The 24,678-nt window shown below is 55.1% G+C and carries 21 protein-coding genes; 6 read left to right on the top strand and 15 right to left on the bottom strand.

Annotated elements, in window-relative coordinates; all coding sequences use genetic code 11:
* Positions 1–63: 63 nt before the first annotated feature.
* From IE156_RS00435 to IE156_RS00415, 5 genes are all read right to left on the bottom strand, one after another.
* Positions 64–531, bottom strand: coding sequence for a Dps family protein (locus IE156_RS00435; RefSeq protein WP_189391345.1), 468 nt, complete (start codon positions 529–531; stop codon positions 64–66).
* A gap of 374 nt (positions 532–905) precedes the next feature.
* Positions 906–1,871 (bottom strand): LysR substrate-binding domain-containing protein, encoded by a 966-nt coding sequence (locus IE156_RS00430; RefSeq protein ID WP_189390531.1) that lies wholly within the window; start codon positions 1,869–1,871, stop codon positions 906–908.
* Between the two features lie 37 nt (positions 1,872–1,908).
* Positions 1,909–3,990 carry an ATP-dependent DNA helicase RecG gene (gene recG / locus IE156_RS00425; protein ID WP_189390530.1) on the bottom strand — a complete coding sequence of 694 codons (2,082 nt, stop codon included), beginning with the start codon at positions 3,988–3,990 and terminating at the stop codon, positions 1,909–1,911.
* A gap of 12 nt (positions 3,991–4,002) precedes the next feature.
* Positions 4,003–4,389: a Rid family detoxifying hydrolase gene (locus IE156_RS00420; protein WP_042480596.1), complete on the bottom strand. Its 387-nt coding sequence runs from the start codon at positions 4,387–4,389 to the stop codon at positions 4,003–4,005.
* Between the two features lie 73 nt (positions 4,390–4,462).
* Entirely contained in the window at positions 4,463–5,239 is a 777-nt protein-coding gene (locus IE156_RS00415; protein ID WP_189390529.1) for a ferredoxin--NADP reductase, read from the bottom strand.
* Between the two features lie 298 nt (positions 5,240–5,537).
* Between IE156_RS00415 and IE156_RS00410 the strand changes: the two genes are divergently transcribed.
* From IE156_RS00410 to IE156_RS00400, 3 genes are all read left to right on the top strand, one after another.
* The gene (locus tag IE156_RS00410; protein ID WP_189391344.1) at positions 5,538–6,581 is read left to right on the top strand and encodes a Fe(3+) ABC transporter substrate-binding protein; all 1,044 of its coding nucleotides are present in this window, start codon (positions 5,538–5,540) and stop codon (positions 6,579–6,581) included.
* A 94-nt stretch (positions 6,582–6,675) separates the two neighbouring features.
* Positions 6,676–8,340 (top strand): ABC transporter permease, encoded by a 1,665-nt coding sequence (locus IE156_RS00405; RefSeq protein ID WP_189390528.1) that lies wholly within the window; start codon positions 6,676–6,678, stop codon positions 8,338–8,340.
* Complete coding sequence (locus IE156_RS00400; RefSeq protein ID WP_189390527.1) at positions 8,337–9,125, top strand: ABC transporter ATP-binding protein; 789 nt, start codon at positions 8,337–8,339, stop codon at positions 9,123–9,125. The genes IE156_RS00405 and IE156_RS00400 overlap by 4 nt, the downstream gene beginning before the upstream one ends.
* Before the next feature lie 225 nt (positions 9,126–9,350).
* On the opposite strand, the gene IE156_RS00395 is transcribed toward IE156_RS00400, so the two are convergent.
* Positions 9,351–10,535, bottom strand: a complete 1,185-nt coding sequence (locus IE156_RS00395; RefSeq protein WP_189390526.1) for an MFS transporter — start codon at positions 10,533–10,535, stop codon at positions 9,351–9,353.
* Positions 10,536–10,638: 103 nt separating this feature from the next.
* Between IE156_RS00395 and IE156_RS00390 the strand changes: the two genes are divergently transcribed.
* Positions 10,639–11,574, top strand: a complete 936-nt coding sequence (locus IE156_RS00390; RefSeq protein WP_189390525.1) for a LysR family transcriptional regulator — start codon at positions 10,639–10,641, stop codon at positions 11,572–11,574.
* A gap of 13 nt (positions 11,575–11,587) precedes the next feature.
* Here IE156_RS00390 and IE156_RS00385 read toward each other — a convergent pair whose 3' ends face one another.
* The 7 genes from IE156_RS00385 to IE156_RS00355 all read right to left on the bottom strand — a co-directional run bounded on the left by IE156_RS00385 (position 11,588) and on the right by IE156_RS00355 (position 20,425).
* Positions 11,588–12,064, bottom strand: coding sequence for a GNAT family N-acetyltransferase (locus IE156_RS00385; protein ID WP_189390524.1), 477 nt, complete (start codon positions 12,062–12,064; stop codon positions 11,588–11,590).
* A 235-nt stretch (positions 12,065–12,299) separates the two neighbouring features.
* Positions 12,300–13,712 (bottom strand): type I glutamate--ammonia ligase, encoded by a 1,413-nt coding sequence (gene glnA / locus IE156_RS00380; RefSeq protein WP_189390523.1) that lies wholly within the window; start codon positions 13,710–13,712, stop codon positions 12,300–12,302.
* A gap of 226 nt (positions 13,713–13,938) precedes the next feature.
* Entirely contained in the window at positions 13,939–15,153 is a 1,215-nt protein-coding gene (gene hemW / locus IE156_RS00375) for a radical SAM family heme chaperone HemW (RefSeq protein WP_229840805.1), read from the bottom strand.
* 4 nt (positions 15,154–15,157) lie between these two features.
* Complete coding sequence (rdgB, locus tag IE156_RS00370; protein WP_189390522.1) at positions 15,158–15,769, bottom strand: RdgB/HAM1 family non-canonical purine NTP pyrophosphatase; 612 nt, start codon at positions 15,767–15,769, stop codon at positions 15,158–15,160.
* Positions 15,770–15,928: 159 nt separating this feature from the next.
* Entirely contained in the window at positions 15,929–16,666 is a 738-nt protein-coding gene (gene rph / locus IE156_RS00365) for a ribonuclease PH (protein WP_189390521.1), read from the bottom strand.
* A 29-nt stretch (positions 16,667–16,695) separates the two neighbouring features.
* A complete protein-coding gene (locus tag IE156_RS00360; RefSeq protein WP_189390520.1) occupies positions 16,696–19,317 on the bottom strand; it encodes an AAA family ATPase in 2,622 nt (873 codons plus the stop codon).
* Complete coding sequence (locus IE156_RS00355) at positions 19,307–20,425, bottom strand: metallophosphoesterase family protein (protein WP_189390519.1); 1,119 nt, start codon at positions 20,423–20,425, stop codon at positions 19,307–19,309. The genes IE156_RS00360 and IE156_RS00355 overlap by 11 nt, the downstream gene beginning before the upstream one ends.
* A gap of 270 nt (positions 20,426–20,695) precedes the next feature.
* Between IE156_RS00355 and IE156_RS00350 the strand changes: the two genes are divergently transcribed.
* Both IE156_RS00350 and nudC read left to right on the top strand, forming a co-directional pair.
* Positions 20,696–21,628: a YicC/YloC family endoribonuclease gene (locus tag IE156_RS00350; RefSeq protein WP_189390518.1), complete on the top strand. Its 933-nt coding sequence runs from the start codon at positions 20,696–20,698 to the stop codon at positions 21,626–21,628.
* Between the two features lie 600 nt (positions 21,629–22,228).
* Positions 22,229–22,978 (top strand): NAD(+) diphosphatase, encoded by a 750-nt coding sequence (nudC, locus tag IE156_RS00345; RefSeq protein WP_189390517.1) that lies wholly within the window; start codon positions 22,229–22,231, stop codon positions 22,976–22,978.
* Between the two features lie 21 nt (positions 22,979–22,999).
* Here nudC and IE156_RS00340 read toward each other — a convergent pair whose 3' ends face one another.
* On the bottom strand, positions 23,000–23,449 hold the full coding sequence (locus IE156_RS00340; RefSeq protein ID WP_189390516.1) for a MarR family winged helix-turn-helix transcriptional regulator: 450 nt from the start codon (positions 23,447–23,449) through the stop codon (positions 23,000–23,002).
* Between the two features lie 85 nt (positions 23,450–23,534).
* Positions 23,535–24,677 (bottom strand): FAD-dependent oxidoreductase, encoded by a 1,143-nt coding sequence (locus tag IE156_RS00335; RefSeq protein WP_189390515.1) that lies wholly within the window; start codon positions 24,675–24,677, stop codon positions 23,535–23,537.
* Between the last annotated feature and the right edge of the window lies 1 nt (position 24,678).

The following is a 24,678-nucleotide window of genomic DNA, read 5'->3' as shown; positions in this document are numbered from 1 at the left end:
GAATAAGAAGGGCCACCTGATGGTGGCCCTGTTTTATCGCTCGTTAAGGCGATAAAGACGGTATTACTGCAGCAAGCTGCGCAGCATCCACGCGTTTTTCTCGTGCACGTCCAGGCGCTGTGTCAACAGGTCAGCCGTAGGCTGGTCGTCTGCGGAGTCAGCACGATCAAAGGCGGCGCGAGCGGTACGAGCCAAGGCTTCGTTACCCTTGACCAGCAGTTCGATCATGGTGGTGGCGTTAGGCACGGAAGTGGGCTGCGAAATGGACGACAGCTTCTGGAACTCGGCATAGGTGCCGGGGGCATAGTGGCCCAGGGCGCGAATACGCTCGGCGATATCATCCAGGGCTTGCCACAGTTCGGTGTACTGCGTCATGAACAGCTCATGCAGTGTCTTGAACATGGGGCCGGTGACGTTCCAGTGGAAGTTGTGCGTCATCAAGTACACGGTGTAGGAGTCGGCCAGTACCTTGGACAATTCCTTGACCACAGCAGCACGATCTGCAGTGGAAATACCGATGTCAATTTTCAACGCGCTGCTGACGGCTGCGGGTGCGGCGGGTTTGGCCGCTGCTGCCGGTTTGGTCGCGGCGGGCTTGCTTGCAGCAGGTTTAGCAGCTGGCTTGGCAGCGGCTTTTGCGGGAGCTTTGGCAGCAGTGGCAGGCTTTTTGGCGACGGCCTTTTTAGCAGTCACTTTTTTGGCGGGGGCCTTAGCGGGTGCGGGTTTGAGTTCAGCCTTTACATCGGCTGCAACGGCGGCCTTGGTATCGGTGCTTGGGGCGTCTGCGGCCTTGGTGACCTTGGCGGTTTTACTCACTGCTTTCACGGCTTTTGCCATAATGGACTCCTGTTAAACAGAGGGCTAAATAGGTACTGAAGCAGAATAACACGCAGTATGTGTGCGGCTTACGCTAGTTCAGGATACGGGAAATTGCTGTTGTATTCGACTTTTAAGTAATTGACTCCACCCAAGCCACTTTCCATGATCCCACGGGTCAAGGCATCAATGGCCGAGACACGAGGAAAACTTTTGCGCCAGACCAAAGCAATGCGACGATCCGGGATGGGTTTTTTGAAGGGTACATAAGCGAGCAGATCATTGGCCTGACCAGGGGCATTCAAAGAGCTGGCGGGCAGCACTGTCAGCCCGATACCAGTAGCCACCATATGCCGGATGGTTTCCAGTGACGAACCTTCAAAGGTGCGCTGTATGCCTTCGCTGGAGGCCGAGAAGCGTGACAGTTCCGGGCACACATCCAGCACCTGATCCCGGAAGCAATGGCCAGCTCCCAGAAGCAACATCGTCTGGTCTTTCAGCTGTTCCGGATCGATTTCTTTGCGCTTGGCCCAGGCATGTTCATGGGGCATGGCAACCACAAATGGCTCGTCGTACAACTCGCGGATGACCAGCCCTGTTTCTGGTAAAGGCAAGGCCACAATGGCGCAATCAATCTCGCCTTGGCGCAGCAATTCCAACAAGCGCACGGTAAAGTTTTCTTGCAATAAAAGTGGCATTTGCGGGGTCAACTCGATCTGCTTGGGCACCAGCTTGGGCAGCAGATAGGGAGCGACCGTGTAAATAATGCCAAGTCGCAAGGGCCCTGCTAAAGGATCATGACCCTGGCGGGCAATCTCACGCAGGTTGGCGCCCTCTTCGAGCACTTTCTGTGCCTGAGTGACGATGCGCAATCCGATCGGAGTAATAGCCACTTCGGGCCCGCCACGCTCGAAGATGACCACGCCTAACTCGTCTTCCAGCTTTTTAATCGCCACCGACAGCGTGGGTTGGCTTACAAAGCAAGCTTCGGCGGCACGTCCAAAATGACGTTCGCGTGCCACGGCAACGATGTACTTCAGCTCGGTCAATGTCATGACAATTCCTTGTGCAAAACAGCATTAAGACCTTGGGTCAACTACGTAGTAATTCTTCCCGGCCCTTCATCCAGCGCTGTAAATGGTGGTTAGCGTGGTCTGGATAATCACGGCGAAAGGTGCTGGCCAATGTCTGGGCCTGCTCGATCAGATCTTCATCGGACTCCAGGCTGGCAAAACGCAAGCCAGCCTGTCCGGATTGACGCATCCCCATGAACTCACCGGGACCGCGCTGCTCCAGATCGCGGCGGGCAATTTCAAAGCCATCCGTGGTTTCGTACATGGCACGCAAACGCAGGCGGGCAATGGCCGACAACGGTGCTTGGTACAGCAGCACACAGACGGATTGAATCTGGCCCCGCCCTACCCGGCCACGCAGCTGGTGCAACTGGGCCAGACCAAAACGTTCGGCATGTTCAATAATCATCAGGGAGGCGTTGGGCACGTCCACCCCCACTTCAATAACGGTCGTGGCCACTAAAACATCCAGGTTTCCGGTTCTGAAGGCTTCCATGACGCCGGCTTTGTCCGCCGAGGCCAGGCGACCGTGAATCAGCCCCACGCGCAGTGGTGCCAAGGCCAACTCAAGAGCGGCATGGGTATCAACAGCCGTCTGTAATTGCAGGGCTTCACTTTCTTCAACCAAGGGGCAAACCCAATAGGCTTGTCGACCTTGGGCCACTTCAGCTCGTACGCGCGCCATGATCTCGTCACGGCGATTGTCGGCAGCCAGTTTGGTAATAATGGGGCTGCGGCCGGGTGGCAGTTCGTCAATAGCAGACACGTCCAGGTCTGCAAAAAAGGCCATGGCCAAGGTGCGTGGGATAGGCGTCGCACTCATGTTTAGTTGATGCGGCAGGTAGGCTTGGCCTTTCTTGTCTTGTGCATCGCCTTTGCGATTCAGTTCCAGACGTTGGCCCACGCCGAAGCGGTGCTGCTCGTCCAGAATGACCAAGCCTAATTGCTGGAACTGCACATTATCTTGAATCAGAGCTTGGGTGCCGATCGCCAGTCTGGCTTGGCCGGAGCTGATAGCCTCGTAGGCCAATCGTTTGGCTTTTACACCCAAGCTACCACTTAACCAGGCCAGCTCTATGCCCAAGGGTTCCAGCCAGGACCGCATTTTCAAATAGTGCTGTTCGGCCAGAATCTCGGTCGGTGCCATCAGGGCGACCTGAAACCCGCTGGCAATCGCTTGGACTGCAGCAATGGCCGCCACAATGGTTTTGCCGCTCCCCACATCGCCCTGCAAGAGTCTATGCATAGGATAAGAGCGCTTCATATCCGCGCTGATTTCTTTTACACAGCGTTTTTGGGCAGCCGTCAGCGTGAAGGGTAAAGAGGCCAATAAAGCCTTGGTCAACTCGCTATTGCCCACTTTCATGGGCTTGGAGCGCTGCGCCTGACGGGCTGCACGTGCTTGGGCCAGAGACAGTTGCTGCGCCAGCAGCTCATCAAATTTGATGCGGCTCCAGGCAGGATGTCCTTGCTCGAACAAATCGTCGTAGCTTAATTCGGGAGGTGGATAGTGCAAGAGCCGGATTGCCTGGGAAAAAGGCATTAGGCCATATTCGGTACGGACTTCTTCGGGCAACGTATCGCGCAGATCCGCATGATTCAAGGCATCGGCAATTGCTTTGCGCAACTGCACCTGGCTTAGGCCATCAGTGGTGGGATACACAGGGGTCAAGGCACTGGCCAGGGGCTGGCCGGCTTTGGTGACTTTAGGATGCACCATTTCCAGGCCATGAAAGCCCTGGCGCACTTCGCCACGCACGCGCAAAGGTAAATCGCCTTGCAGCTGTTTGAGCTGACTGGGATAAAAGTGCAGCCAGCGCAAGGCCAACTCCCCGCTGTCATCTGCAATGCGTGCATGCAATTGCGCGCGGGGACGTGCTTGGACATCCGTACTCAGGATGCGCCCTTCGATTTGCGCCATCTTGCCAGGATAGAGACGAGCAATAGGCTCCACCTGAGTCTCGTCCTCGTAGCGCAAAGGGAGATGGACCACAAAGTCGGCAGGCTCTAGCAGGCCGAGCTTTTCAAATTTCTGATCCAGACTGAGCGCTTTGCGTGGCGCCGCCCGTTTGGCCTGAGGCGCAGGCCGACCCGCGGTCATGGCGATACGTCTTTAGAAATTGAGGATGGCCTCGACCTCGAACTGAGCGCCTTTGGGCAAGCTGGCCACACCAATGGTGGAGCGTGCCGGGAAAGGCTGAGGAATCAGTTCGGCCATGATGGCGTTGGCGCTGGCAAAGCGGGACAGATCTGTCAGGAACAAGGTCAGTTTGACGATGTCGCCCAGGTTAGCGCCTGCTTCTTTGACCACGGCTTCCAGATTGGCAAATGCCTGACGGACCTGACCTTCAAAATTTTCAGATACCAGTTCGCCAGTGGCAGGCTCCAGACCGATTTGACCCGACAAAAACACGGTCTTGCCGCCTGAAGCGATAATGGCCTGAGAGTAAGGGCCTACGGCTGCCGGAGCGGCATCGGTGAAGACGACTTGCTTAGTCATAAGAAACCTCTGATGAGTGTTGTACTATCAGAGTTTAAGCGCCTATAGCTAAAATTAACAGATCTTGGCGTGATTATTTTTCGACGAAGGCGCGCTCAATGACGTAGTCACCCGGCTGGCCAACTCCCGGCGAGACCACGAAACCGCGATTGTCGAGCATGGCGCTGATATCGGTCAGCATGGCGGGGCTACCGCACAGCATGGCGCGATCCTGAGCCGGATCCAATTGAGGAATACCCAAGTCTGCACATAACTTGCCCGAATCGATCAGGTCGGTAATGCGGCCGGTATTGCGGAATTCTTCGCGGGTAACGGTGGGGTAGTACAGCAGTTTTTCACGTACCACGTCGCCGAAGTATTCGTTCTGGGGCAGCTCGTTCTGGATAAAATCCGAGTACGCCAGTTCGCTGACGAAACGCACGCCGTGTACCAGGATCACTTTTTCAAAGCGCTCGTAGGTGTCGGGGTCTTTGATGATGCTCATGAAAGGGGCCAGACCGGTGCCGGTACCAAACAGGAACAGATTGCGGCCAGCGCGCAGGTCGTCAATGACCAGGGTGCCCACGGGCTTGCGGCTAACCAGAATGCTGTCGCCTTCCTTCAAGTGCTGCAGGCGCGAGGTCAAGGGGCCGTTCTGCACCTTGATGCTGAGGAATTCCAGATTTTCTTCATAGTTGGCGCTGGCGATGCTGTAAGCGCGCATGAGCGGCTTGCCATCCACTTCCAGACCGATCATTACAAAGTGCCCATTATGAAAACGCAGGGCGGCGTCGCGGGTGGTGGTAAATGAGAACAATGTGTCGTTCCAGTGGTGGACGCTGAGCACTTGTTCGGTATTGAAAGCTGCCATGATAGTTGTCGTATAAAGGGGCAAAAGAGCCCGGATAAGTAAGCAAATATTTGACCATTGTACCGAGTTCCCCAGGTAAATCTATGCTCATTCAGCAATACGATTTGATCGCAATCAGGACTTACCATTAAGTTTTGGAAGCCGCTATTTCCCTGGCTTGGCAGGTCTGCTCCCCTGGTTTTGCGCTGATGGCCGCGCTGGCGCCTAAATAGCTCTTGCCTAGTTTCTGCATACGTTTGATAATCATTCACATTTTCCGGCTTCTTCGCTATTTTCGCCTGTTTTTGGAGTGTTGATGATGCGCTTTAATCTTCGTAATCGTGCCTTGACCCAGGCCTTGTTATTGTCCGCTCTGGGCACCATGTCGATGGCTGCCTTTGCCTCTGGCGAAGTCAATATCTACACAACACGCGAACCTGGCTTGATCACTCCCCTGCTGGAGACCTTCAGCAAAGACACGGGCGTGAAGGTCAACACGGTGTTCGTCAAAGATGGTCTGATCGAGCGTGTGAAAACTGAAGGCGACAAATCCCCTGCCGACATTCTGATGACGGTAGACATTGGCAACCTGCTGGATCTAGTGGAAGCCGGTATTACCCAGCCGGTCCAATCTGCTGAGTTGACCAGTGCCATCCCCGCCAATCTGCGCGGTGCGGACAATCAGTGGTACTCCCTGTCCCTGCGTGATCGAGTGGCGTATGTGGCCAAAGATGTGGATGTGAAGAGCATTCACTACGAAGATTTTGCTGATCCTAAATGGAAAGGCAAAGTGTGTATCCGCTCCGGTCAGCACCCTTACAACACCGCTTTGGTCGCAGCGATGATTGCGCACAATGGCGCAGAAGCAACTGAACAGTGGCTGCGTGGCGTGAAAGACAATTTGGGTCGTAAGGCCGCTGGCGGTGATCGTGATGTAGCCCGCGATATTCTGGGTGGCATTTGTGATGTGGGTATTGCCAATGCCTACTACGTGGGCCGTATGAAGAACGCCGAGCCTGGTACCGATGCCTACAAATGGGGTGAAGCCATCAATGTGGTACGTCCTACTTTCGCGGATGCCAAGGGTGGCGGTACACACGTGAACATCTCGGGTGCGGCCGTAGCCAAGCACTCCCCTAATAAGGACAATGCTGTCAAACTGCTGGAGTACCTGGTTTCCGAGAAAGCCCAGAGCCTCTACGCCAAGGCCAATTATGAATATCCCGTGCGCGCGGGCGTAGAGCTCGATCCGGTTGTGGCCAGCTTTGGTGCCATGACCATTGACTCTTTGCCGCTGATTGAAATCGCCAAACATCGCAAGCAAGCCAGCGAGTTAGTGGATAAAGTTGGCTTCGACAATTAAAATCGCCCTACTCTTTTTCTACGACCGCCAGCTTTGAGAAATCAGAGCGGCGGTCGTCGCGCATTTAAGCGCCGGTAATACCTAGCTTCTAATAATGTCCTTTTTCCGTCGTCTGCCCCTTTGGTCTCTGGCTGCTGCATTAATTGCTCTTATGGTGGCAGCACCTGTGATTACGCTGCTGACTTACGCTTTAGGCGGCTCGACCGAGCATTGGTCGCACCTGTTCCAGTTTGTGCTGCCCCAGGCCATGAGCAATACCTTGTTGCTGCTCTTGGGGGTAGGCGTGGTGGTCAGCTGTTTGGGGGTGGGGTCAGCTTGGCTGATTACCGCTTACGAGTTTCCCGGACGACGTGTATTGCAATGGGCCTTGCTTCTGCCCTTGGCGGTGCCCACCTATATCGTGGCCTTTGCCTATCTAGATTTGCTGCATCCGATTGGCCCGATTCAATCCGCAATCCGCTATGTCTTGGGCTATAGCAGCCCGCGCGAATTCCGCCTGCCTGATCTGCGCTCCTTGGGCGGTGCCATTTTCTTGCTGGGTTCAGTGCTCTATCCCTATGTGTATCTGAGCACGCGAGCCATGTTTGCCACCCAATCGGCCAGCTTGCTGGAAGCGGCACGCATTATGGGTGAATCAGGCCGGAGCGTGTTTTTCCGTGTGGTGTTGCCGATGGCTCGCCCTGCGATTGCAGTGGGTGTCAGTTTGGCCCTGCTGGAAACCTTGAACGATATTGGTGCCTCTGAATTCCTGGGTGTGCAGACCTTAACTGTATCCATCTACACCACGTGGGTGACGCGCTCCGATTTAGCGGGGGCTGCACAAATTGCGGTGTCCATGCTTTGTCTGGTGGCCGCGCTGATCAGTATCGAACGTTATGGCCGTCGTCGTCAGTCCTATTCCAGCAATCAGCGCTCGGAACCCATACGCCCTACAAAGTTGAAAGGGGCGGCAGCCTGTGTCGCCATTGCTTTGGGCGTGGCTCCCGTTGTGGTGGGTTTTGTGGCCCCTTCCCTGTATTTACTAAATGAAAGCATCAAGCATGTGATGCAAACCGGCGGCTTGTCGGCGCAACTGCTTAGCAGCGCCTGGAACACTTTATATATTGCTGCCTTGGCCACCATGGCCACCTTATCCTGTGGTTTGATCATGGCCTGGTCGGCTCGTGCTGTGCGTTCAGGAAGCAAACCCCGTCTGGCACGTTTCTTGGCGGGTGTCAGTAGCTTGGGCTATGCCATTCCGGGTACGGTCTTGGCGATTGGCCTGCTTACACCCTTAGTGATGTTCGACTCCTTTTACAATCAGCTTTTATCCTGGTTCGGGATCTCGTCTACCGGCCTGTTGTTAATGGGCTCGACCCTGGCCTTGGTGCTGGCTTACACACTGCGGTTTTTGGCCATTTCGATTGGCGGTATAGAGGCCGGTCTGGCACGTATCCCCTCCTCGCTGGAACAGGCTTCCCGCTTATTGGGTGAAACTCCGGCGGGTACGCTGAAACGCGTGCACTTGCCTTTGCTGCGGCCCGCCATGGGCGCGGCTGCTTTATTGATTTTTGTGGATGCCATGAAGGAGCTGCCTGCAACCTTGCTGCTGCGTCCGATGAACTTCGAGACGCTGGCAACCTGGTTGTATGCAGAGGCCGCTCGCGGAACGTATGAGGAAGGCGCTGTTGCCGCCTTGGCCATTGTTCTGGCCGGTTTGATTCCCGTTATTTTATTGGCACGTACTCAATTGATGGCCTCTGGCCCACGCGCATCATGAACGATTTTCTGGATTTGCAGGCGATCACCCTGTCCTATGAAACGTCTGAAGGCTTTCGGCCTGTCGTAGACCAGCTCAGCTTGCAGGTACCCCAAGGGGAAATTGGCTGTTTGCTGGGTGCATCAGGCTGCGGTAAAACCACGGTCTTGCGGGCGATTGCCGGTTTCGAGCCTTTGCGTGAAGGGCAGATTCTGCTTAATGGCCGCGTGCTGTCTGCCATATCCCAGCAAGTCCCTCCTGAGCATCGTCAGGTAGGCATGATGTTTCAGGACTACGCCCTCTTTCCCCATTTGACGGTAGAGAAGAACGTGGGCTTTGGCCTACGTAAATGGGACAAAGGTGAACGGCAGGCACGGGTTCTGGAGATGCTGGAGCTGGTGGATTTGGCTCGTTTGGCACAACGTTATCCGCATGAGTTGTCCGGTGGCCAGCAACAGCGTGTGGCCTTGGCGCGGGCTTTGGCTCCCAAACCTTCTTTGCTCTTATTGGACGAGCCCTTCTCCAATCTTGATGTGGATACGCGCGAGCGCCTGGCTTTTGAGGTGCGCGATATCCTTAAAAGTGCCGGTATTACCGCCATTCTGGTGACGCATAACCAGGCTGAAGCCTTTGCCATTGCCGACCGTATCGGGGTGATGCAGGCCGGCAAGATTATTCAGTGGGATACCCCTTACAGCCTGCACCATCGTCCGGTGAATGATTTCGTGGCGGACTTCATCCGCCGGGAAGCGATTATGGCGCAGCGGGCCCAGGCTTTTCTACGCGGTGAGCAAATAGAGTCGTAGTAACAGGGTAAGCTGCGCGCCTGCTTTAGGACCTTGGGGCAGATATATTCTGCAGTCACCATGCGAACAAGCTCAGCATGTTTGGCGGTGTGGGTTGCCATATGCGATTCCTTTGACGTGATGCCGGTTGCGGTACAACCCTCCCAAGCGCTGATACAAACGTTTATCTGACACCTTAGGCAAGGAGGCTTGGGCTAGCAGTAAACAGGTGTAGTGATTTAGTAGTTAGTGATTGGCTGCTTGTGTATTACTGCGCTGCTCAGAGGGTGCGAGCCGCATCAAAAACGGCAAGGCTAGGGCTGTTGCAGCTGTCAGGAGTAGCAAGGTATTTAGCCCGGCAAGCGAGACATCCTGATCACTCAGAACGAAGGCTGGAATGGCCAAGGCGATAAAGCTGCCTATATGGTTACCAGTAGTTTGCAATGCCATGAAACGGCCTCGCTGGGCGGGACTGGGATAGCTAGCGCTGTGGGCACTGGCGCAGACTAGCCGGGTATAAGTTCCAGCCATAAATACGATCATGAATCCCTGCGCTGTGGCCCAGCCTAGAGCCAGCAAGATCAGGGACAGGAGTAAAGCCAGTGTTCCTAGATCGGCCATGAGCGTCTCTCCCCATTTCTTGATACCTAGCGCAGACAGACGCGAAGCCAGCAAAGCGGCGACCCCGCCCAAAATAAAAATGATCGGCATTTGGCTCAGCTGCGTGTCATAGCGTAGTGCCAAGACGGGAATCAGTACTGGAATCAGCAATAGCGAGCCCGCTTGGGCGATAGCAGGCAAGCTTAGCCAGCGCCAGGCGTCTTTACCCAAAGAACTGCTCGGTGTTTGCGCTGTAGCCTGTGAACTGGCAGGCAGGAAGAAATACGCCACTAGGCCCGCGAATAGGCAAAGTCCGGCCAGAACCAGCATGGCAGTACGCCAACCCAGGTTCACAGCAATGAACAAGACAGCGGGCATACCTGCAATGCTAACCAAGGCGAAAGCGCTGACCACAATGGCAATCGCGTCTGTGCGCTGTTCGGCATTCATGCCATTGAGCAGCAAAGTCATAGCTGCACTCATTAAAAAGCCACCCAATAGGCCAGCCCCCAGACGCAGCCCAAGAAAGAGCAAAAAGTCCGAGCCAAGGGCGCCTAAGCCGGTCAATATGGCAAGTAAGCACAAGGCTAAAAGCAGCAAGGGCTTCAAAGGGGCTTTGTGCATCCAACGAGCTGCCAAGACACCGGATAAGGCGGCTGATCCCATATAGGCAGAGGCGGCATAACCGGCATACGCAGGAGGAACGTCAAAATCTACGGCCATCCATACAAATAAGGGAGTGAGTGCCATGAACTCCAATGCATGTACAAACTGGATGAACGAGACGGCCCTAGCCTGTAGCTGGGGACGTAAAACTTCAGATTCAGACATAGTGATCGCCATAAAGAAACAAGGCCCTAGCCTAGTTCTTCGCGATTTTGATATGTAGTCTCTATAATTTTAATATTGATTTATCAAAATCGGGATCTTTGTCATGACGCCTCAGCTGAATCTGAATGCTTTGCGGGTATTTGTTCAAGTGGCGGAAAGTGGCAGTTTCACGGCAGCTGCCCAGGCACTGGCTTTACCGACTTCGAATGTCAGCCGTTATGTCGCCCAGCTGGAGCGGCAAGTGGGTCAGCGGCTGTTGGAGCGCAGTTCTCGGCAGCTACGTTTAACCAGCGTAGGCCAGGGTTTGTTTGATACGGTGCAGCCTTGGTGGGGAGCCTTGAAGCAGGCAGAACAGGATTTGCTGGATCAGCGCACGCGTCTGTCAGGACGTTTGCGGATTTGTATCCCCTCGGAAGTAGGCCCGGTTTTATTGGCAACGATGTTGGCAGATTTTGCAGAGCAGCATCCTGATCTTGAACTGCATTGCCAGACCAATCTGGAAGGCCCTAAGGTGCTGACGCAGGATTTTGATCTGGCCTTGTTAATGTGTCGTGGTGCTTTGCCCGATAGTAATTTGGTCGTGCAGGATCTGTGCTCTTTTGATTGCCAGGTCGTGGCAGCCCCCGTTTTGATTGAACAGCTCGGGATGCCGACGCGCCTGGAAGAGCTGGAGCATTTGCCTTGTATTACGACGGATACGGCCTTGGACGGCCAAGCTTGGCAGTTTGTGCTGCCTGACGGAAATTTCCAGATCTTGAATGTGTCTAGCCGCTTTCGCGTTAATAGCGGTTTATTGGCTGGTGCTGGAGCGCTCAAAGGCTTGGGCTTTGCGATTTTGGCGCAGCAAGCTTGTCAAAAGGACATTGATCAAGGGCGCTTGATCCCCGTTCCCCTGCCCTTGCCTCCTGCACCCCTGCGTCTGGTGTTGGCTTATACGCATCGACGGCACTTGTCGAACGCGGCACGTGCTTTGATTGATTATTTAAAGACGCAGCGTGATAGTGGCGCACTGCCCGGTTTAAGCACAAGCGTGGATTAGCGTTCACGGCTTATCATTTGCTGCCCCGGCACGTGACTGCTTTAGCTGGCTTAACCATATCAATATGAGGAATACCGTCCTCGTCGTAAATGTCGCCCACCGGTTTAAAGCCTAAAGAACCGTAGAAGCTCTGCAAGTGCGCCTGGGCTCCGATGCGTATGCCTGCGCGGGGATAGTGAGCTTCAGTAAAGCGAATGGCTTCGGCCACCAGGGCATAGCCAATTTTCAGGCTTCTGAATTTGGCCAGCGTCAGGACACGCCCAATTGATGGCTGATCATATTTCAGGCCGGGTTCGACGACGCGGGCATACGCGGCCAGTTCCCCATCTTTAAGTACTGAAAGATGCCAGGAACGCAAATCCAGCCCATCTACCTCTTGATAGGCGCAGGATTGCTCCACGACAAACACCGCCTCCCGAGCCTGGATGATGGCGTACAGTTCCCGCGTGGACAGATCGTCCAGTTGCTTCCATTGAAAAACCAGGTCCATCTTTACGTCCATGACGATAGTGATTTATTGACTGCGTATGGTAATCGTTTAATTGATACGTGCAAGTACCCAAGTACTTGCCTTAGCAGCGCTATCTAAGAAAATCTTGCCAAGACTAATGTTGACCTCATTGACAGATACCGTTCATGCAGCTTCGCTGCAGAGCCAATAAAAAGAGCGGCCCGCAGGCCGCTCTTTTGGATCGTACTGGCAAACAAAGCCAGTGCCTTCGATCTTACAGGCTGTAGTACATATCGAACTCAACCGGATGCGGGACCATACGCAGACGGGTGATTTCGGCTTGCTTCAGCTCGATGAAGGCATCCAGCATTTCATTGCTGAATACACCGCCGCGAGTCAGGAATTCGCGATCTTTGTCCAGGCACTCGATGGCTTGTTCCAGAGACACACAAACGGTTGGGATTTTTGCATCCTCTTCGGGGGGCAGATCGTACAAGTTTTTGTCGGCTGCATCGCCGGGGTGAATCTTGTTCTGCACACCGTCCAGACCGGCCATCATCAAGGCCGAGAAAGCCAGGTATGGGTTAGCCATTGGATCGGGGAAGCGGGCTTCCACACGACGTGCCTTGGGGTTGCTGACGTAAGGAATGCGAATCGAGGCCGAACGGTTACGGGCGGAGTACGCCAGTTTGACCGGAGCTTCAAAATGCGGAACCAGACGCTTGTAGGAGTTGGTCGTGGGGTTGGTGATGGCATTCAGGGCACGGGCGTGCTTGATGATGCCGCCAATATAGAACAGCGCGAACTCGGACAGGCCTGCGTACTCGTTACCGGCAAACAAGTTCTGGCCATCTTTCCAGATGGACTGGTGGACGTGCATGCCCGAACCGTTGTCACCCACTACAGGCTTGGGCATGAACGTCGCCGTTTTGCCATACACGTGAGCCACGTTGTGAATGGTGTACTTCATGATCTGGTTCCAGTCCGCGCGCTCGACCAGGGTCGAGAAGCGAGTACCGATTTCCAATTGACCAGGAGCTGCCACTTCGTGGTGATGGATTTCAACAGGAACGCCCTGCTGTTCCAGCAGCAAACACATTTCAGAGCGCAGGTCTGCAAACGAATCCGTAGGCGAAACAGGAACGTAGCCACCTTTGATGCCAGGGCGGTGACCCAGGTTATTGCCATTCAGTTCCAGGCCACGCGACCAGGGGGCTTCGTCGGAGCGAATCTTCACGAAGCTGCCCGACATATCGTCGTTCCAGGTAATACCGTCGAACACGAAGAATTCTGGCTCGGGACCAAAGTACGCGGTATCGCCCAAACCGCTGGAGCGCAGGTAGGCTTCAGCACGTTTGGCCAGCGAACGTGGATCGCGGTCGTAACCTTTCAAATCGGAAGGCTCGACCACATCGCAGGTCAGAATCAGGGTGGGCTCTTCACGGAACGGATCCATACGGGCCGTCTTGGGGTCCGGGATGAGCAACATGTCCGAGGCTTCAATTCCTTTCCAGCCAGGCAAGGAAGAGCCGTCAAAGGCGACACCAGACTCAAAGCGATCCTCGTCCACCGCGTGTGCAGGGGTGGTCAAGTGGTGCTCTCGGCCCAGGGTATCGGTAAAGCGGAAATCGACAAACGTGATTTCGCGTTCGGCGATGATCTTCAGAACATCTTCGGGGGAGGACATGGTTACTCCAGCGTCAATGACGTTAACAAAAAGAGAGAAGGAGTGGCGCGGATCATTGTGTAACCCACTACGGCAGGTCTTAAATACGCTTATCAAGATCGGGGCTGAATTGATGCAAACAGTCCGGCATCGATAAAGTAGTTATGGCATAGGACTTACCAGAAATTAATTGTAGAGCAATTGTGCAGATGCACAATAAAAAATGTCTTAAATAAACAATTAAATGTCAGGAACCTTCATCAGGCAGGAATGCTTCCTGTAAATCATTTAGAAAGCGCCAGCCTAAATCGGTCGTTCGAATGCGGACAGGATCGGAAGCCAACAAACCTTTCTCGATATTGCGCTTGATCGCCGGCAGGATCTGCGTCAGTGGCACGCCGGTGCGCTCCTGGAAGTATTGGGACGGAACGCCCTCTTTCAGACGCAGCACGTTCAACATGAACTCAAAGGGCAAGTCTTTAGGCGTGACGCGGGCATTGTGCGCATAGTGGCTGCCATCGCGCTTGACAGCGTTCTGCATCCACTGCGCTGGGCTGCGGGTGGTGGCGCTGCGGATAATGCGGTCGTGAAAGGACAGCTTGCCGTGGGCACCAGGGCCTATGCCGATATAGTCGCCAAACTCCCAATAGTTCAGGTTGTGGCGGCTATGGCCGCCGCGTTTGCTGTAGGCCGATATCTCGTACTGATTCCAGCCACGGCTGGCGGTCAGTTCGATCAGTCTGTCTTGCATGGCGGCGCTATCGTCGTCATCAGGTAAAGCGGGCGGGTATTTGGCAAAGACCGTATTGGGTTCCAGCGTCAAATGATAGAGCGACAAATGCTCGGGTTCATACGACATGGCCTGCAAAATGTCCTGCTCCGACTGCGTGGGCGTTTGGCCCGGCAAGGCGTACATGACGTCCAGATTGACGCGATCCACGGCTTTCATGGCGGCTTCAATAGCCTGGCGCGCCTGTTGGCTATCGTGGATACGGCCCAGCGCCTTCAGGGCTTGGTCGTTAAAGCTTTGGATACCCAGTGAAATCCGGGTGACACCACTTTGTGCGAAATCCAGGAAGCGCGAGGCTTCCGAGGCACCCGGATTGGCTTCCAGAGTAATTTCAGCATCGGGCAGCAGGTTCAGATGCGAGCGCAGCAAGGCCAACATGCGATCCAGGGCCTGGGCCGACAAAAGACTGGGTGTGCCGCCACCAATAAAGACGGAGATGACCTGTCTGCCCCAGACCAGCGGCAGGGTTTGTTCCAGATCGGCCTGCAAGGCGTCCAGATACTCGTTTTCAGGCAATTCAGCCGGGGCTTCGTGTGAGTTGAAGTCACAGTAAGGGCATTTGCGCACGCACCAGGGCACGTGTACGTAGACTGACAAAGGCGGCAGGCTGGGCAATAGGGTTGCGGGTCCGGAACCAGGCCGGATGCGTACCTCGGGAGAGAAAACGGTCATGTGTCTACTCGGCAGCCAGACGTGCCAACAGCGCTTGCATAGCCTGCGCGCGGTGGCTGTATTTGTTCTTCACCTCGGGGGACAGCTGTGCCGCAGTTTGCTGGAGTTCGGGCAGGTAGAAGTGTGGATCGTAGCCAAAGCCGTTGTCGCCTGCCGGCTGATCCTGAATCTCCCCTTCCCATACGCCTTCAATCACGATGGGCCGCGGGTCCTGGGCATGGCGCACATACACCAGAACAGCCACATAACAGGCGTGACGGTCACTTTGGCCTTGCAGACGTTCTACCAGCAAAGCGTTATTGGCCGAATCGGACTTTTCGCCGCCACGTTCACGCGCTGCAAAACGGGCAGAATAGACGCCGGGGGCTTGATCCAGGGCGCGCACACAGAGACCAGAGTCGTCCGCCAAGGCGGGCAAGCCGCTTAACTGACTGGCGTGGCGCGCTTTGGCCAATGCATTTTCGATAAAAGTGGCAAAGGGTTCCTCGGCTTCGGGGATATCCAACTGGCCTTGTGGAACCATACTGATACCGGCCTGGGCCAAGATAGCCGAAAACTCTTTGAGTTTGCCGGCGTTATTGGAAGCCAGAACCACACGCTTGGATTCAGTGTTCATAAGTCGCTGCAGACGCTAACGCGCCCTGTTCAGTAAAGATGGCAAGGCGCCGTGCCAGGCAGTGGGTGCTGCGCGGGACGGCACGGCGTCCCAATAGCGGGCTTGTCCTGCTGCCAGGCCGTGTGGCGCAGCGAGCTTGACAGGCCCAATTCATAACAATCAGCCCTGTAAAGCTTGCTTTTGAGCCTGCATTAGCTCGGCGATGCCTTGTTCGGCCAAATCCAGCAAGCGGTTCAGTGTGGGGCGGGCAAAGGTTTGCCCTTCTGCGGTGCCCTGCACTTCCACCAGATTGCCGCTGCCGGTCATGACAATATTCATGTCCACGCCGCAGCTGGAGTCTTCCAGATAATCCAGGTCCAGCACGGGATTGGATTCGTACACGCCTACTGAGACGGCGGCTAACTGATCCAGGATAGGCGAGGCTTGCAGTTTGCCCTGTTCTTGCAGGCTGCGCACGGCCAGACTGGCTGCCACCCAGGCACCGGTAATGCTGGCGCAGCGGGTGCCGCCATCGGCTTGCAGGACATCGCAATCAATGTGGATAGTGCGTTCGCCCAAGGCCTTCAGGTCGAATACAGCGCGCAGGCTGCGGCCAATCAGGCGCTGAATTTCTTGGGTGCGACCATTTTGCTTGCCACGGGCGGCTTCACGGTCCGAACGGGTATGGGTAGAACGAGGCAACATGCCGTATTCAGCCGTTACCCAGCCCTGTTCTTTGCCTTTCAGGAAGGGAGGCACTTTGTCGAGCACGCTGGCATTGCACAGTACATGGGTTTCACCCAGACGGATCAGTACCGAGCCTTCGGCGTGACGGGTAAAACCAGTCACCAGTTCGATAGGACGGCATTGTGCAGCAGATCGACCCGAGGGGCGTGCAACGGTAGCGGTTTCAGACAAGGCAAGACTCCGGACAAAAATCAAAAGGCCTATTGTACGCTTTGCGGCACGGGCCGTAGCGCAACGCCCATGTCCATCCACTTATCAGCCTGACAGGTGAAAAGCAGGATCTGGTGGCGCTGGGCAGCGTCATTAATAATGCGTTTCATGGCGCTCAGACGTTCGTTGTCGCTGTGTACCAGCACGTCGTCCAGAATCAGCAAGGTAGGACGCCCCGCTTGCTGTAATAAATCCGCATAAGCCAGACGCGCAATCAAGCCAATTTGCTCGCGTGCGCCAAAGCTCAAGCCATCTATATCGTCGGCCAGACCTTGGCCACTGTCGCGTTGCAGCCATCGAGGAGCCAGGTATTCGTCCAGCTCGACCCGTGCCTTGCCTAACAGCAGGCGCAAGTAGTGGTTGATGTGCTTTTGTAAAGGCTCGTGCAAGCGTTGAGTCAAGGTGTTGCGCTGCTCGCGCAGCACGGACAGCAACAGGCGTAACGCAGCGACGCGGCGTTCGTAGGCGGCACAACGGCGTTGGCAGTCGTGCAGGCGCAGAGCAGTCTGGTCAATTTGTTCTTCCAGTCCTTGGGCTCCGTGGGTTTCCAGCTTGGTTTGCACCAGTTGGGCGGCTAGACGGGCCTCGTTGTAGCTTTGCTCCTGCTGCTGTGCGCTGCGCTCAAAACGTTGCAGATCTTGCTCCAGAACCGAGACTGATAAGGTGGCCAGCTCTGCTTCCAGGGTCTTCTGATCCGCCAGACGTTGTTCGCGCTGCAGTCGCAACTGTCCCCATTGCTGTTCGCGTTCTTGCTGGGCTTGCTGGCGTTGAGGGTCAGCCCATTGCTGTTCCAGGCTCTGCGCCTCGGTGTCGGCTTGCTCCAGACGGGTCTGGGTCCGGGCAAGAGCTTCGCGGGCGTCATGCCAGTCGCTTTCCAGGGCACGATATTGCTGCTCGGCCAAGCTGGCGGTTTGCGCAATCCGGCCCAGCTCTGTGGCTTCGATGGCTTCCCCATTGGGGCGCTGTGGGGCCACACGTTGCTGGGCGGCCTGAACTAAGCCTTGTAAGTGTGCCTTGCCCTGCGGCGCCAATGCTTTCATAGAGCCACGCAGCAGGCGGTCTTGCTGCTCCTGCTCCCGATACTGTTCACGGCGGCGTTCCAGCTCGTCCAGGCTTTTCCCGCCTAGCTGGCCAAGTGCCTGTGTGTAATCTTGCTGGGTTTGTGCCAATTGCTGTTGCACTTTGCCCAGGTCACGACCACCGGGGATGATACGCAATTGGCCCAGACCGGGCAGCTCGATCCGGGTGCTGGCGCTAAGGTGGGCGCGGTGTTGGCCTTGGACGGGCTCACCGTCCAGAAGCAAGCTCGCGCCTTCCTGCAAGTCAATCTGCAGTTCGGTAGAAATCGTTTCAAGCTGATGTTGCAGACGCTGAATAAGCTGATTTTGCTGGCGTAACTGATCCAGCGCCTCATCGCTGATCTTCAACTGTACTAAGGCGGCACCACATTGGATCAACTCGGCTTCCAGCTTATTTAGCTCAGCCAACTGCCGCTGTACTTGCTCCAGTTGCTGCTGGGAGCTCTCAAAAGCGGCCTGCTCCTGAAACCATTGCTGCCAGGCACTGGCACGTTCCTGCTCCTGCTGACTGGCTTCTTTGTGGCTACGAGCCTGATCCAAGCGTTGATTAAGGCTATTAAAGATGCCCTTTTCTTGCTCGAACTTTGCTCCCAGCGTCTTGACCTGCTCGGCCCGTTGGCTGCGTTGGCTGGCCCATTCCTTATCGCGTTCACCTGCTTGTTGGTAGAGCTTTTCACGCTCGTCCAGCATCGTCAGGGCTTGTTGTAACTCTTTAGCACGCTCTTGCAGTTGGCGGGCCTGAGTCAGTTGAGTCTGTACCTGCTTGGCTTGGTCGCGCAGTTGTTCCCACGGGCGATTGGCTTCCGCCTGGACAATTTGCTGGCGTGCTTGTGCCAGTTCGTCCACCCACTGCTGATACTGCTGCAGGGCCGACTTCTGGCTCTGCAGCTGTTCTTCCAGCTCTTTAGCTTCTTTTTGGGCTGCCAGCCAGACGCCACGCGGCTGTCCTTGAGCCTGAGTCACGTATTGATCCAGCTGTTGCTGCGCTTGCTCGATCAGATAATCGCCATCAGCACTGGTCAGATCGGCAATTTCGCTACCCAGGGCTTGCTGCAAGGTTCCGCTGGCGTGTTCGACTGAATTGCGCAGGTCTTGACCCTGCCCTTGCTCGATCCATAACAGTCCTGGCACCCCCCAGTTGCGGGCCTGACTGCCACCTTTGGCAGCGTATTCAAAGCCCATCTGGCTGGCGAGATACTGCTCGGCCTCGTCATTGTCCAAGTGTTGATTGCCGATATACAGATCACAACGCTTGCGCTTCAAAAACCGTTTGCTCAGGCGCATATCCTGGCCGTTCAGGCTGAAATCCAGTTCGATCTCGGGAGCAGCCGAGGAATCGCCCCAGGGAAGGATTTTAGTCAGGCTACCCGTGCCATATCGCTCGAAAAACACCGTACGCAAGGCTTCGGCCAAGGTGCTTTTTCCGGCTTCGTTAGGGGCACTGATGATGTTCAGGCCCGGTTCCAGCTTGTCCAACGACACGGGTTGGCGAAAACGCTTGAACTGCTCGACGCGTAGAGACTTAATGTGCATGACCACCTTCCTTATCGCGCAGCAAACCGGCCAAAATCAACAAGGCATCTTCTGCCGCTTGTTGCTGGCTGCCGTGACGCAGCTCTTGTAGTTGTTTCAATGCGGCCTGCAAATAGCCATCGGCTTGTAATGCATTCAGATCCTGCTCGGAAGGCGCCAGACGCAATGCATCGCGTTGGCAATCCCAGGCGCGGCAGCGGGCTTGAGCTTGCCCCAGCAGGCTATCCAGACGCTCAAAACCGCTCAGGCTCAACTGGCCTGACAGTTCCAGTTCCACCACGCTTTGTTCGGCCAAGGCCGTTAATTCGCGCTCCAACAGGTCCAGATCCGTGTCGTCATTCAAATGGCGTTGAATACTGCGCCAGGGGTGCTGGGCAACGGGCAAGGCTTGGACAACAGGCGCAGCGCCCACTGCGCTGATTTCCACCAGCAAAGCCTGCCCTGATTCGTTGTCTCGAAAACGGTCCGGCTCGGGCGTGCCGCTGTAGTAACAGCGCTCGTTAATTTTGACAGTCCCATGCCAATCGCCCAGTGCCAGATAGTCCAGGCGGGCCCGCTGCACACGGTTTTGGTCAATCAAGTTATGGCTGTCCAGGTGTTCCAGCACGCCGCTGACACTGCCGTGGGCTAGGCCGAGACGCCAATAGCCGGCGGGGCTGTCCGCCTGATCGAACCAGTCGCTTAGATCCTGATAAGTTTGCCGTTGGGTCAAAGGTGCAGGTAAAACGGCGACTTTCAAAGCATCTAGCAGGAAAAGCGCTGGAGTATCAAGTACATGGGCATTGCTGGGAATGCAGTTTAGGCGCCGGGCACGGGTCCAGACGCTTTCACTGAGGGCTGCATCATGGTTGCCGGGCAGCAAAAGCCAGGGGCCGGCAAAACCGGCCATTTCATTGAAGCTGCGACGCAGATTGCGGTCACTTAAGGTTTGCGAGTCGAACACATCGCCAGCCACCACAATCAGGTCTGCACCGTGTTCGGTGGCTAATGCAGCCAGTTTTGCAATGGCCTTGAATCGCGCCTCCGCCAGTGCGGCTGCGTCTTCCAGCTCGAAACGCGAGTACTGGCGCCCTATTTGCCAATCGGCCGTATGCAAGATTCGTAGCATGGCTGCCTTATAAAATGTCCCCACGCTGCGCCTTTGGCTTGCTGCCCCCCGAGGGGGGCGTTTTTACCTTAGGGTGGCCCAGCGGTAAAAAATACACCCTCTGTGCACCGGAAGGACGTTTTTAGCTTGAGGCGGCGTGGTGAAAAAAATCGGCCCACATAGGCCTTGAATGCCTAAAGTATAGAGCTTTGCGTGTGCTTGAGGAGCGGCCAAAGTCAGGACGGCAGAGTACAATTGGCCGCTTTATTCCATTCTTAAAGTGACCCACCCATGATCCGTAGCATGACCGCGTTTGGCAGCGCCAAAGCCGAGTCCGAAGCAGGCTCCATCAATATCGAGATGCGCAGCGTCAATAACCGCTTTCTGGACCTGAATCTGCGTTTGCCCGAGGAACTGCGTTTCGCGGAGAATCTGCTGCGTGAGCTGGCCGCACAAGGCGTTCAGCGCGGCAAGCTGGAACTGCGAGTTAACTTTGCTCGTAGCGGCACTGAACAGCAACGCAGTCTGGACATGGAAGCCGTGGAACGGACCGCCCAGATGTTGCAAGCGGCCCGAGTGGCTATTCCCGACCTGCCCGCTCCTGAATTGCAGACTTTGCTGAGCAATCAAAGCGGCAATAGCTCGGATATGGACCCGGAAGCCTGGCTACCCATGATCAAGCAGGCGTTTGAGGCGGCCTTGCAGGACTTGCAAGCGACCCGTGAACGTGAGGGCCAGCGTCTGGCTCAAGCCATGCTGGATATTCGCCAGGACATGGGCACGATTGTGGATGAGGTCGAGCAGCACCTGCCTGCCATCCTTAGCGAGCAAAAGAACAAGATTGCCACCCGTTTGCACGATGCTTTGCTACAAGCCAGTCCTGACGGTTTCGCCCTGATTTCGGGCGAGGAACTGTCCGCTCGTGTCGCTCACGAAGCTGCTGTTTTTTCTTTGCGTATTGATGTGGCAGAGGAAATCGCTCGCCTGCGCTCCCATTTGACTGAGCTGGAACTGATTCTGAGCGGCGACACCAGCGCCAGTTCCAACAAGAAAAGCGCAAGACAAGGCAGCACTGGCAAGCGTTTAGACTTCCTGTTCCAGGAAATGAACCGCGAGGCCAATACCTTGGGCTCCAAGGCAGGCAGCATGGACATGACGCGGGCATCCATTGACCTGAAGCTGTGCATTGAACAGCTGCGCGAGCAGACACAAAACATCGAGTAAAACCGGCTGGTTCCCTATTTTCTGCTGGCTGGCTGTTTTTTTTAGCAGCTGGGCTCTTGTTAAATCAGGGAAAATGCTATTTTTTCAAGAAAACCGCCTTGCTCCGGCCACGCGGTTTTTTTTTGCATCGTTTTTTTGTTTGTCTCAGAAATCTAATTTGTCTGTTTTTTTGCAAGTGGTCTAGTGTAAAGGGGAAATAAACATAGACACTTTATCAGGCGCCTTAATATCTAAAAATAAAATAGAAAACTTTTAAATAAAAAAATAAAACAAAGAATAAAATTGGTTTTTTATAAAGAATGAATCTGGTTTTAAAAATAAATAATAAAACAATAGATTTAAACAAACCCATACTTAATTATCTGCCTACTAATTAGGTGCCGTGCTAGTTTCGTCCTATGCTTTTTTCTGTAGGCTGATGACAAACGTCATCTTTTTGACAATTATGTTTCTGGTTTTAAAACAGCTTTTTTTGTCATGCGGCTTCTGAAGCCTTGGTCCTTCTGCCCGTTTTTTTCTGCCTTTTTCCGTCTGTGCCCTTCCCTTACAATAGCCAGCGCTGGGCTGCTCTTAGGTGGCTTATTAAAGGACAGGAAACTCATGAATTTCATTTTTCGTGGAAATGAAATATTGGTCAGCAGTCAAGAAGAACAATCCTTGATTCCTACCAAACCCGCATTGGACTTAGCGCAGACGCAATGGCATGCACTTTTTTCTGGGGATAGTTGTCAGGATTTTGCTGCTCATGTGGCGGCAGATACCCCGGCTCCAGAAGGCACTATCTTTCGTCCCTTGCGTGGTGTTCTGGCACAGTTGGGGGAGCAGGCCAGTATCGTGAATCGTGCGTTTCAAGTCTCAGAGTGGGCGCGCAGTCATCGTTATTGCGGCGTTTGTGGCAGTGCCATGGAACGCGTCATGCATGAGCTTTGTTTTCGCTGCACATCCTGTGGCTTCTCGGCGTACCCACGAATTTCCCCTGCCATGATGGTTCTGATCCGCGACCAGGATCGTATTTTGCTGGCTAGCCACTCGACGTATGCCACAGCGCGTTACACCGCTTTGGCTGGATTTGTGGAGGCTGGCGAGAACCTGGAGGAAGCTATTCACCGCGAGGTGTTAGAGGAAGTCGGCCTGCGTGTGGACAATATCCGGTATTTCGGCAGCCAGTCCTGGCCTTTTCCACATTCTTTGATGGTGGCGTATACCGCCGAGTACGCCGGTGGTGACTTGCGTATTCAGGCGGACGAGATCAACGATGCCCGTTGGTTTGGCCCCGGCGATACCTTGCCTGACCTACCTCATACCGATTCCATCGCTGGGCGTTTGATACGAGCTCATTTACCGCGATAGTCTGGCGATTAAGTCCAGGCTTCACGTTGCCAGATGCGTGGCGACATTGCGCAGCATACGGCCCAGGTCTTCACGCTCATCGGGATTGAGCACGGACAGGGCCCCATCAATCATTTCTTTGGCGGCGGGCCAGACCTGCGCGTAACGCTCACGCCCGGTCTCGCTCAGGTAGACACGCATATAGCGGCTGTCGATTTCGTCGTTGCGGCGCTGCACCAATTCGCGCTCTTCCATTTGATCGATGACCCGGCTCAGCACCGGCTGATGCACCACAATCGCTTTGGCGATTTCCCCAATGCTGCGCCCGTCTTTATCCCACAGGTATTGCAAGACCCTGAAATGCACATAGGTCATATTGTGCTCGCGCAGGGTGGTGGATCTTAGGGTTTGGTCCAGCTTGTAGATAATATTGGCCATCTGGAAGGCCAGGTTGGTTTCTACGCTGCTGTCAGGGATGGGAATTTTGCTCATGATGCCTTGGGAGAGTCAGTCCAGCGCGTGTCGCCCTATGAAAACAGGGCGACACGCGGACCGTCGTATAGTAGCAGAGCTCTGCTTAGACGGTTCCCGTTGGCGTGTGGCTGGCGGCCCGGAAAATCTGCTCGTAACTCCAGGGATTGGCCATAGCCGAACGTACGACTTGCGTGCGTACTGCATCCGGCAAAGCACTGATTTCGCCATACAGACAGGACCACTTCTGGCAGTGCTCCACAATCTCGCGCTCGCTGTTTTCCCAGGCCTCTAAAGCCTGGGGAATGTCTCGGGCGTCGTTCACTTGTTCCAGAAAACTGGCCAGAGCCAGACCATTTTGCATGGCCATGCCCCCACCCTGCCCCAGATTGGGCGGTTGGGCGTGAGCCGCATCACCCAAAATGGCAGTTCGTCCGCTGGACCAGGTTTTACAGCGTGTGATGCTGTAACGACCCCAACTGACGGGGCCATCAATACGCTCGATCAAATGTGACCAATGCGGGAACAAGGCGGACCAGTACTCCTTGTCGATCTCAGTATTGCTGGCGCGTACATCGTCGTGCGGGCAAGTCAGTGCCAGATAGGTTTGGGTTTCACTAACTGGAGTAATTAGTAAACGGTGCAGGCCATTCCAGTTCTCAATGTATTTCTGGGCATCTTGTTCAGAGGTGTCGCCCGGTTTGCGAGCGATCATGGTGCGTAAAGCCCCTTCACGGGTTTGCTCGTGTACCAGTTCCAAACCCAAAGACTGGCGGACACGGGACCAGATCCCGTCAGCCCCGACCACCAGATCAGCTCGCAGACGTTCGCCCGAAGCCAGTTGCACTTCGCCACGCGCACTGGCCTCAATCACTTCTACATGGGTACGAACTTTAACGCCGGCACGTTTACCTGCCTGCTCCAAGGATTTCAGCAGTTGCGAGCGCAGGACTGTAATCAGACGACGATTGGCGGGTGTAGGGCCGCAATCGATGACATCATTTTGCAGATCGCGTTGTTCAAAGTGGCTGCCATAAAAAGCACCCTCAATTGCTTGCTCGTAAGCTCCCAGCGCCTTCAGAATACGCAGGCCATTTTCCCAGATATAAATACCCGAACCATTGGCACGCAGTTCGGACTGGCGTTCCAACACGGTGACGTCCCAGCCGCGTTGGGCCAATGCAGCGGCCGTGGCCAAACCGCCCAGACCGCCACCAGCGATCAAAGCACTTAGTTTTTTCTCGGACATG

This window comes from Alcaligenes pakistanensis (assembly GCF_014652815.1).
Lineage (GTDB): Bacteria > Pseudomonadota > Gammaproteobacteria > Burkholderiales > Burkholderiaceae_B > Alcaligenes > Alcaligenes pakistanensis.
This window is presented reverse-complemented; position numbering and strand designations above follow the sequence as displayed.

Coding starts and splice junctions, on each gene's coding strand:
- IE156_RS00340 (WP_189390516.1), bottom strand. CDS start 23,449: ATGAGCAAAATTCCCATCCCTGACAGCAGCGTAGAAACCAACCTGGCC.
- IE156_RS00400 (WP_189390527.1), top strand. CDS start 8,337: ATGAACGATTTTCTGGATTTGCAGGCGATCACCCTGTCCTATGAAACG.
- IE156_RS00335 (WP_189390515.1), bottom strand. CDS start 24,677: ATGTCCGAGAAAAAACTAAGTGCTTTGATCGCTGGTGGCGGTCTGGGC.
- IE156_RS00430 (WP_189390531.1), bottom strand. CDS start 1,871: ATGACATTGACCGAGCTGAAGTACATCGTTGCCGTGGCACGCGAACGT.
- IE156_RS00420 (WP_042480596.1), bottom strand. CDS start 4,389: ATGACTAAGCAAGTCGTCTTCACCGATGCCGCTCCGGCAGCCGTAGGC.
- IE156_RS00395 (WP_189390526.1), bottom strand. CDS start 10,535: ATGTCTGAATCTGAAGTTTTACGTCCCCAGCTACAGGCTAGGGCCGTC.
- IE156_RS00350 (WP_189390518.1), top strand. CDS start 20,696: ATGATCCGTAGCATGACCGCGTTTGGCAGCGCCAAAGCCGAGTCCGAA.
- IE156_RS00405 (WP_189390528.1), top strand. CDS start 6,676: ATGTCCTTTTTCCGTCGTCTGCCCCTTTGGTCTCTGGCTGCTGCATTA.
- nudC (WP_189390517.1), top strand. CDS start 22,229: ATGAATTTCATTTTTCGTGGAAATGAAATATTGGTCAGCAGTCAAGAA.
- IE156_RS00415 (WP_189390529.1), bottom strand. CDS start 5,239: ATGGCAGCTTTCAATACCGAACAAGTGCTCAGCGTCCACCACTGGAAC.
- IE156_RS00390 (WP_189390525.1), top strand. CDS start 10,639: ATGACGCCTCAGCTGAATCTGAATGCTTTGCGGGTATTTGTTCAAGTG.
- hemW (WP_229840805.1), bottom strand. CDS start 15,153: ATGACCGTTTTCTCTCCCGAGGTACGCATCCGGCCTGGTTCCGGACCC.
- IE156_RS00385 (WP_189390524.1), bottom strand. CDS start 12,064: ATGGACCTGGTTTTTCAATGGAAGCAACTGGACGATCTGTCCACGCGG.
- recG (WP_189390530.1), bottom strand. CDS start 3,990: ATGACCGCGGGTCGGCCTGCGCCTCAGGCCAAACGGGCGGCGCCACGC.
- glnA (WP_189390523.1), bottom strand. CDS start 13,712: ATGTCCTCCCCCGAAGATGTTCTGAAGATCATCGCCGAACGCGAAATC.
- IE156_RS00360 (WP_189390520.1), bottom strand. CDS start 19,317: ATGCACATTAAGTCTCTACGCGTCGAGCAGTTCAAGCGTTTTCGCCAA.
- rdgB (WP_189390522.1), bottom strand. CDS start 15,769: ATGAACACTGAATCCAAGCGTGTGGTTCTGGCTTCCAATAACGCCGGC.
- IE156_RS00355 (WP_189390519.1), bottom strand. CDS start 20,425: ATGCTACGAATCTTGCATACGGCCGATTGGCAAATAGGGCGCCAGTAC.
- IE156_RS00410 (WP_189391344.1), top strand. CDS start 5,538: ATGCGCTTTAATCTTCGTAATCGTGCCTTGACCCAGGCCTTGTTATTG.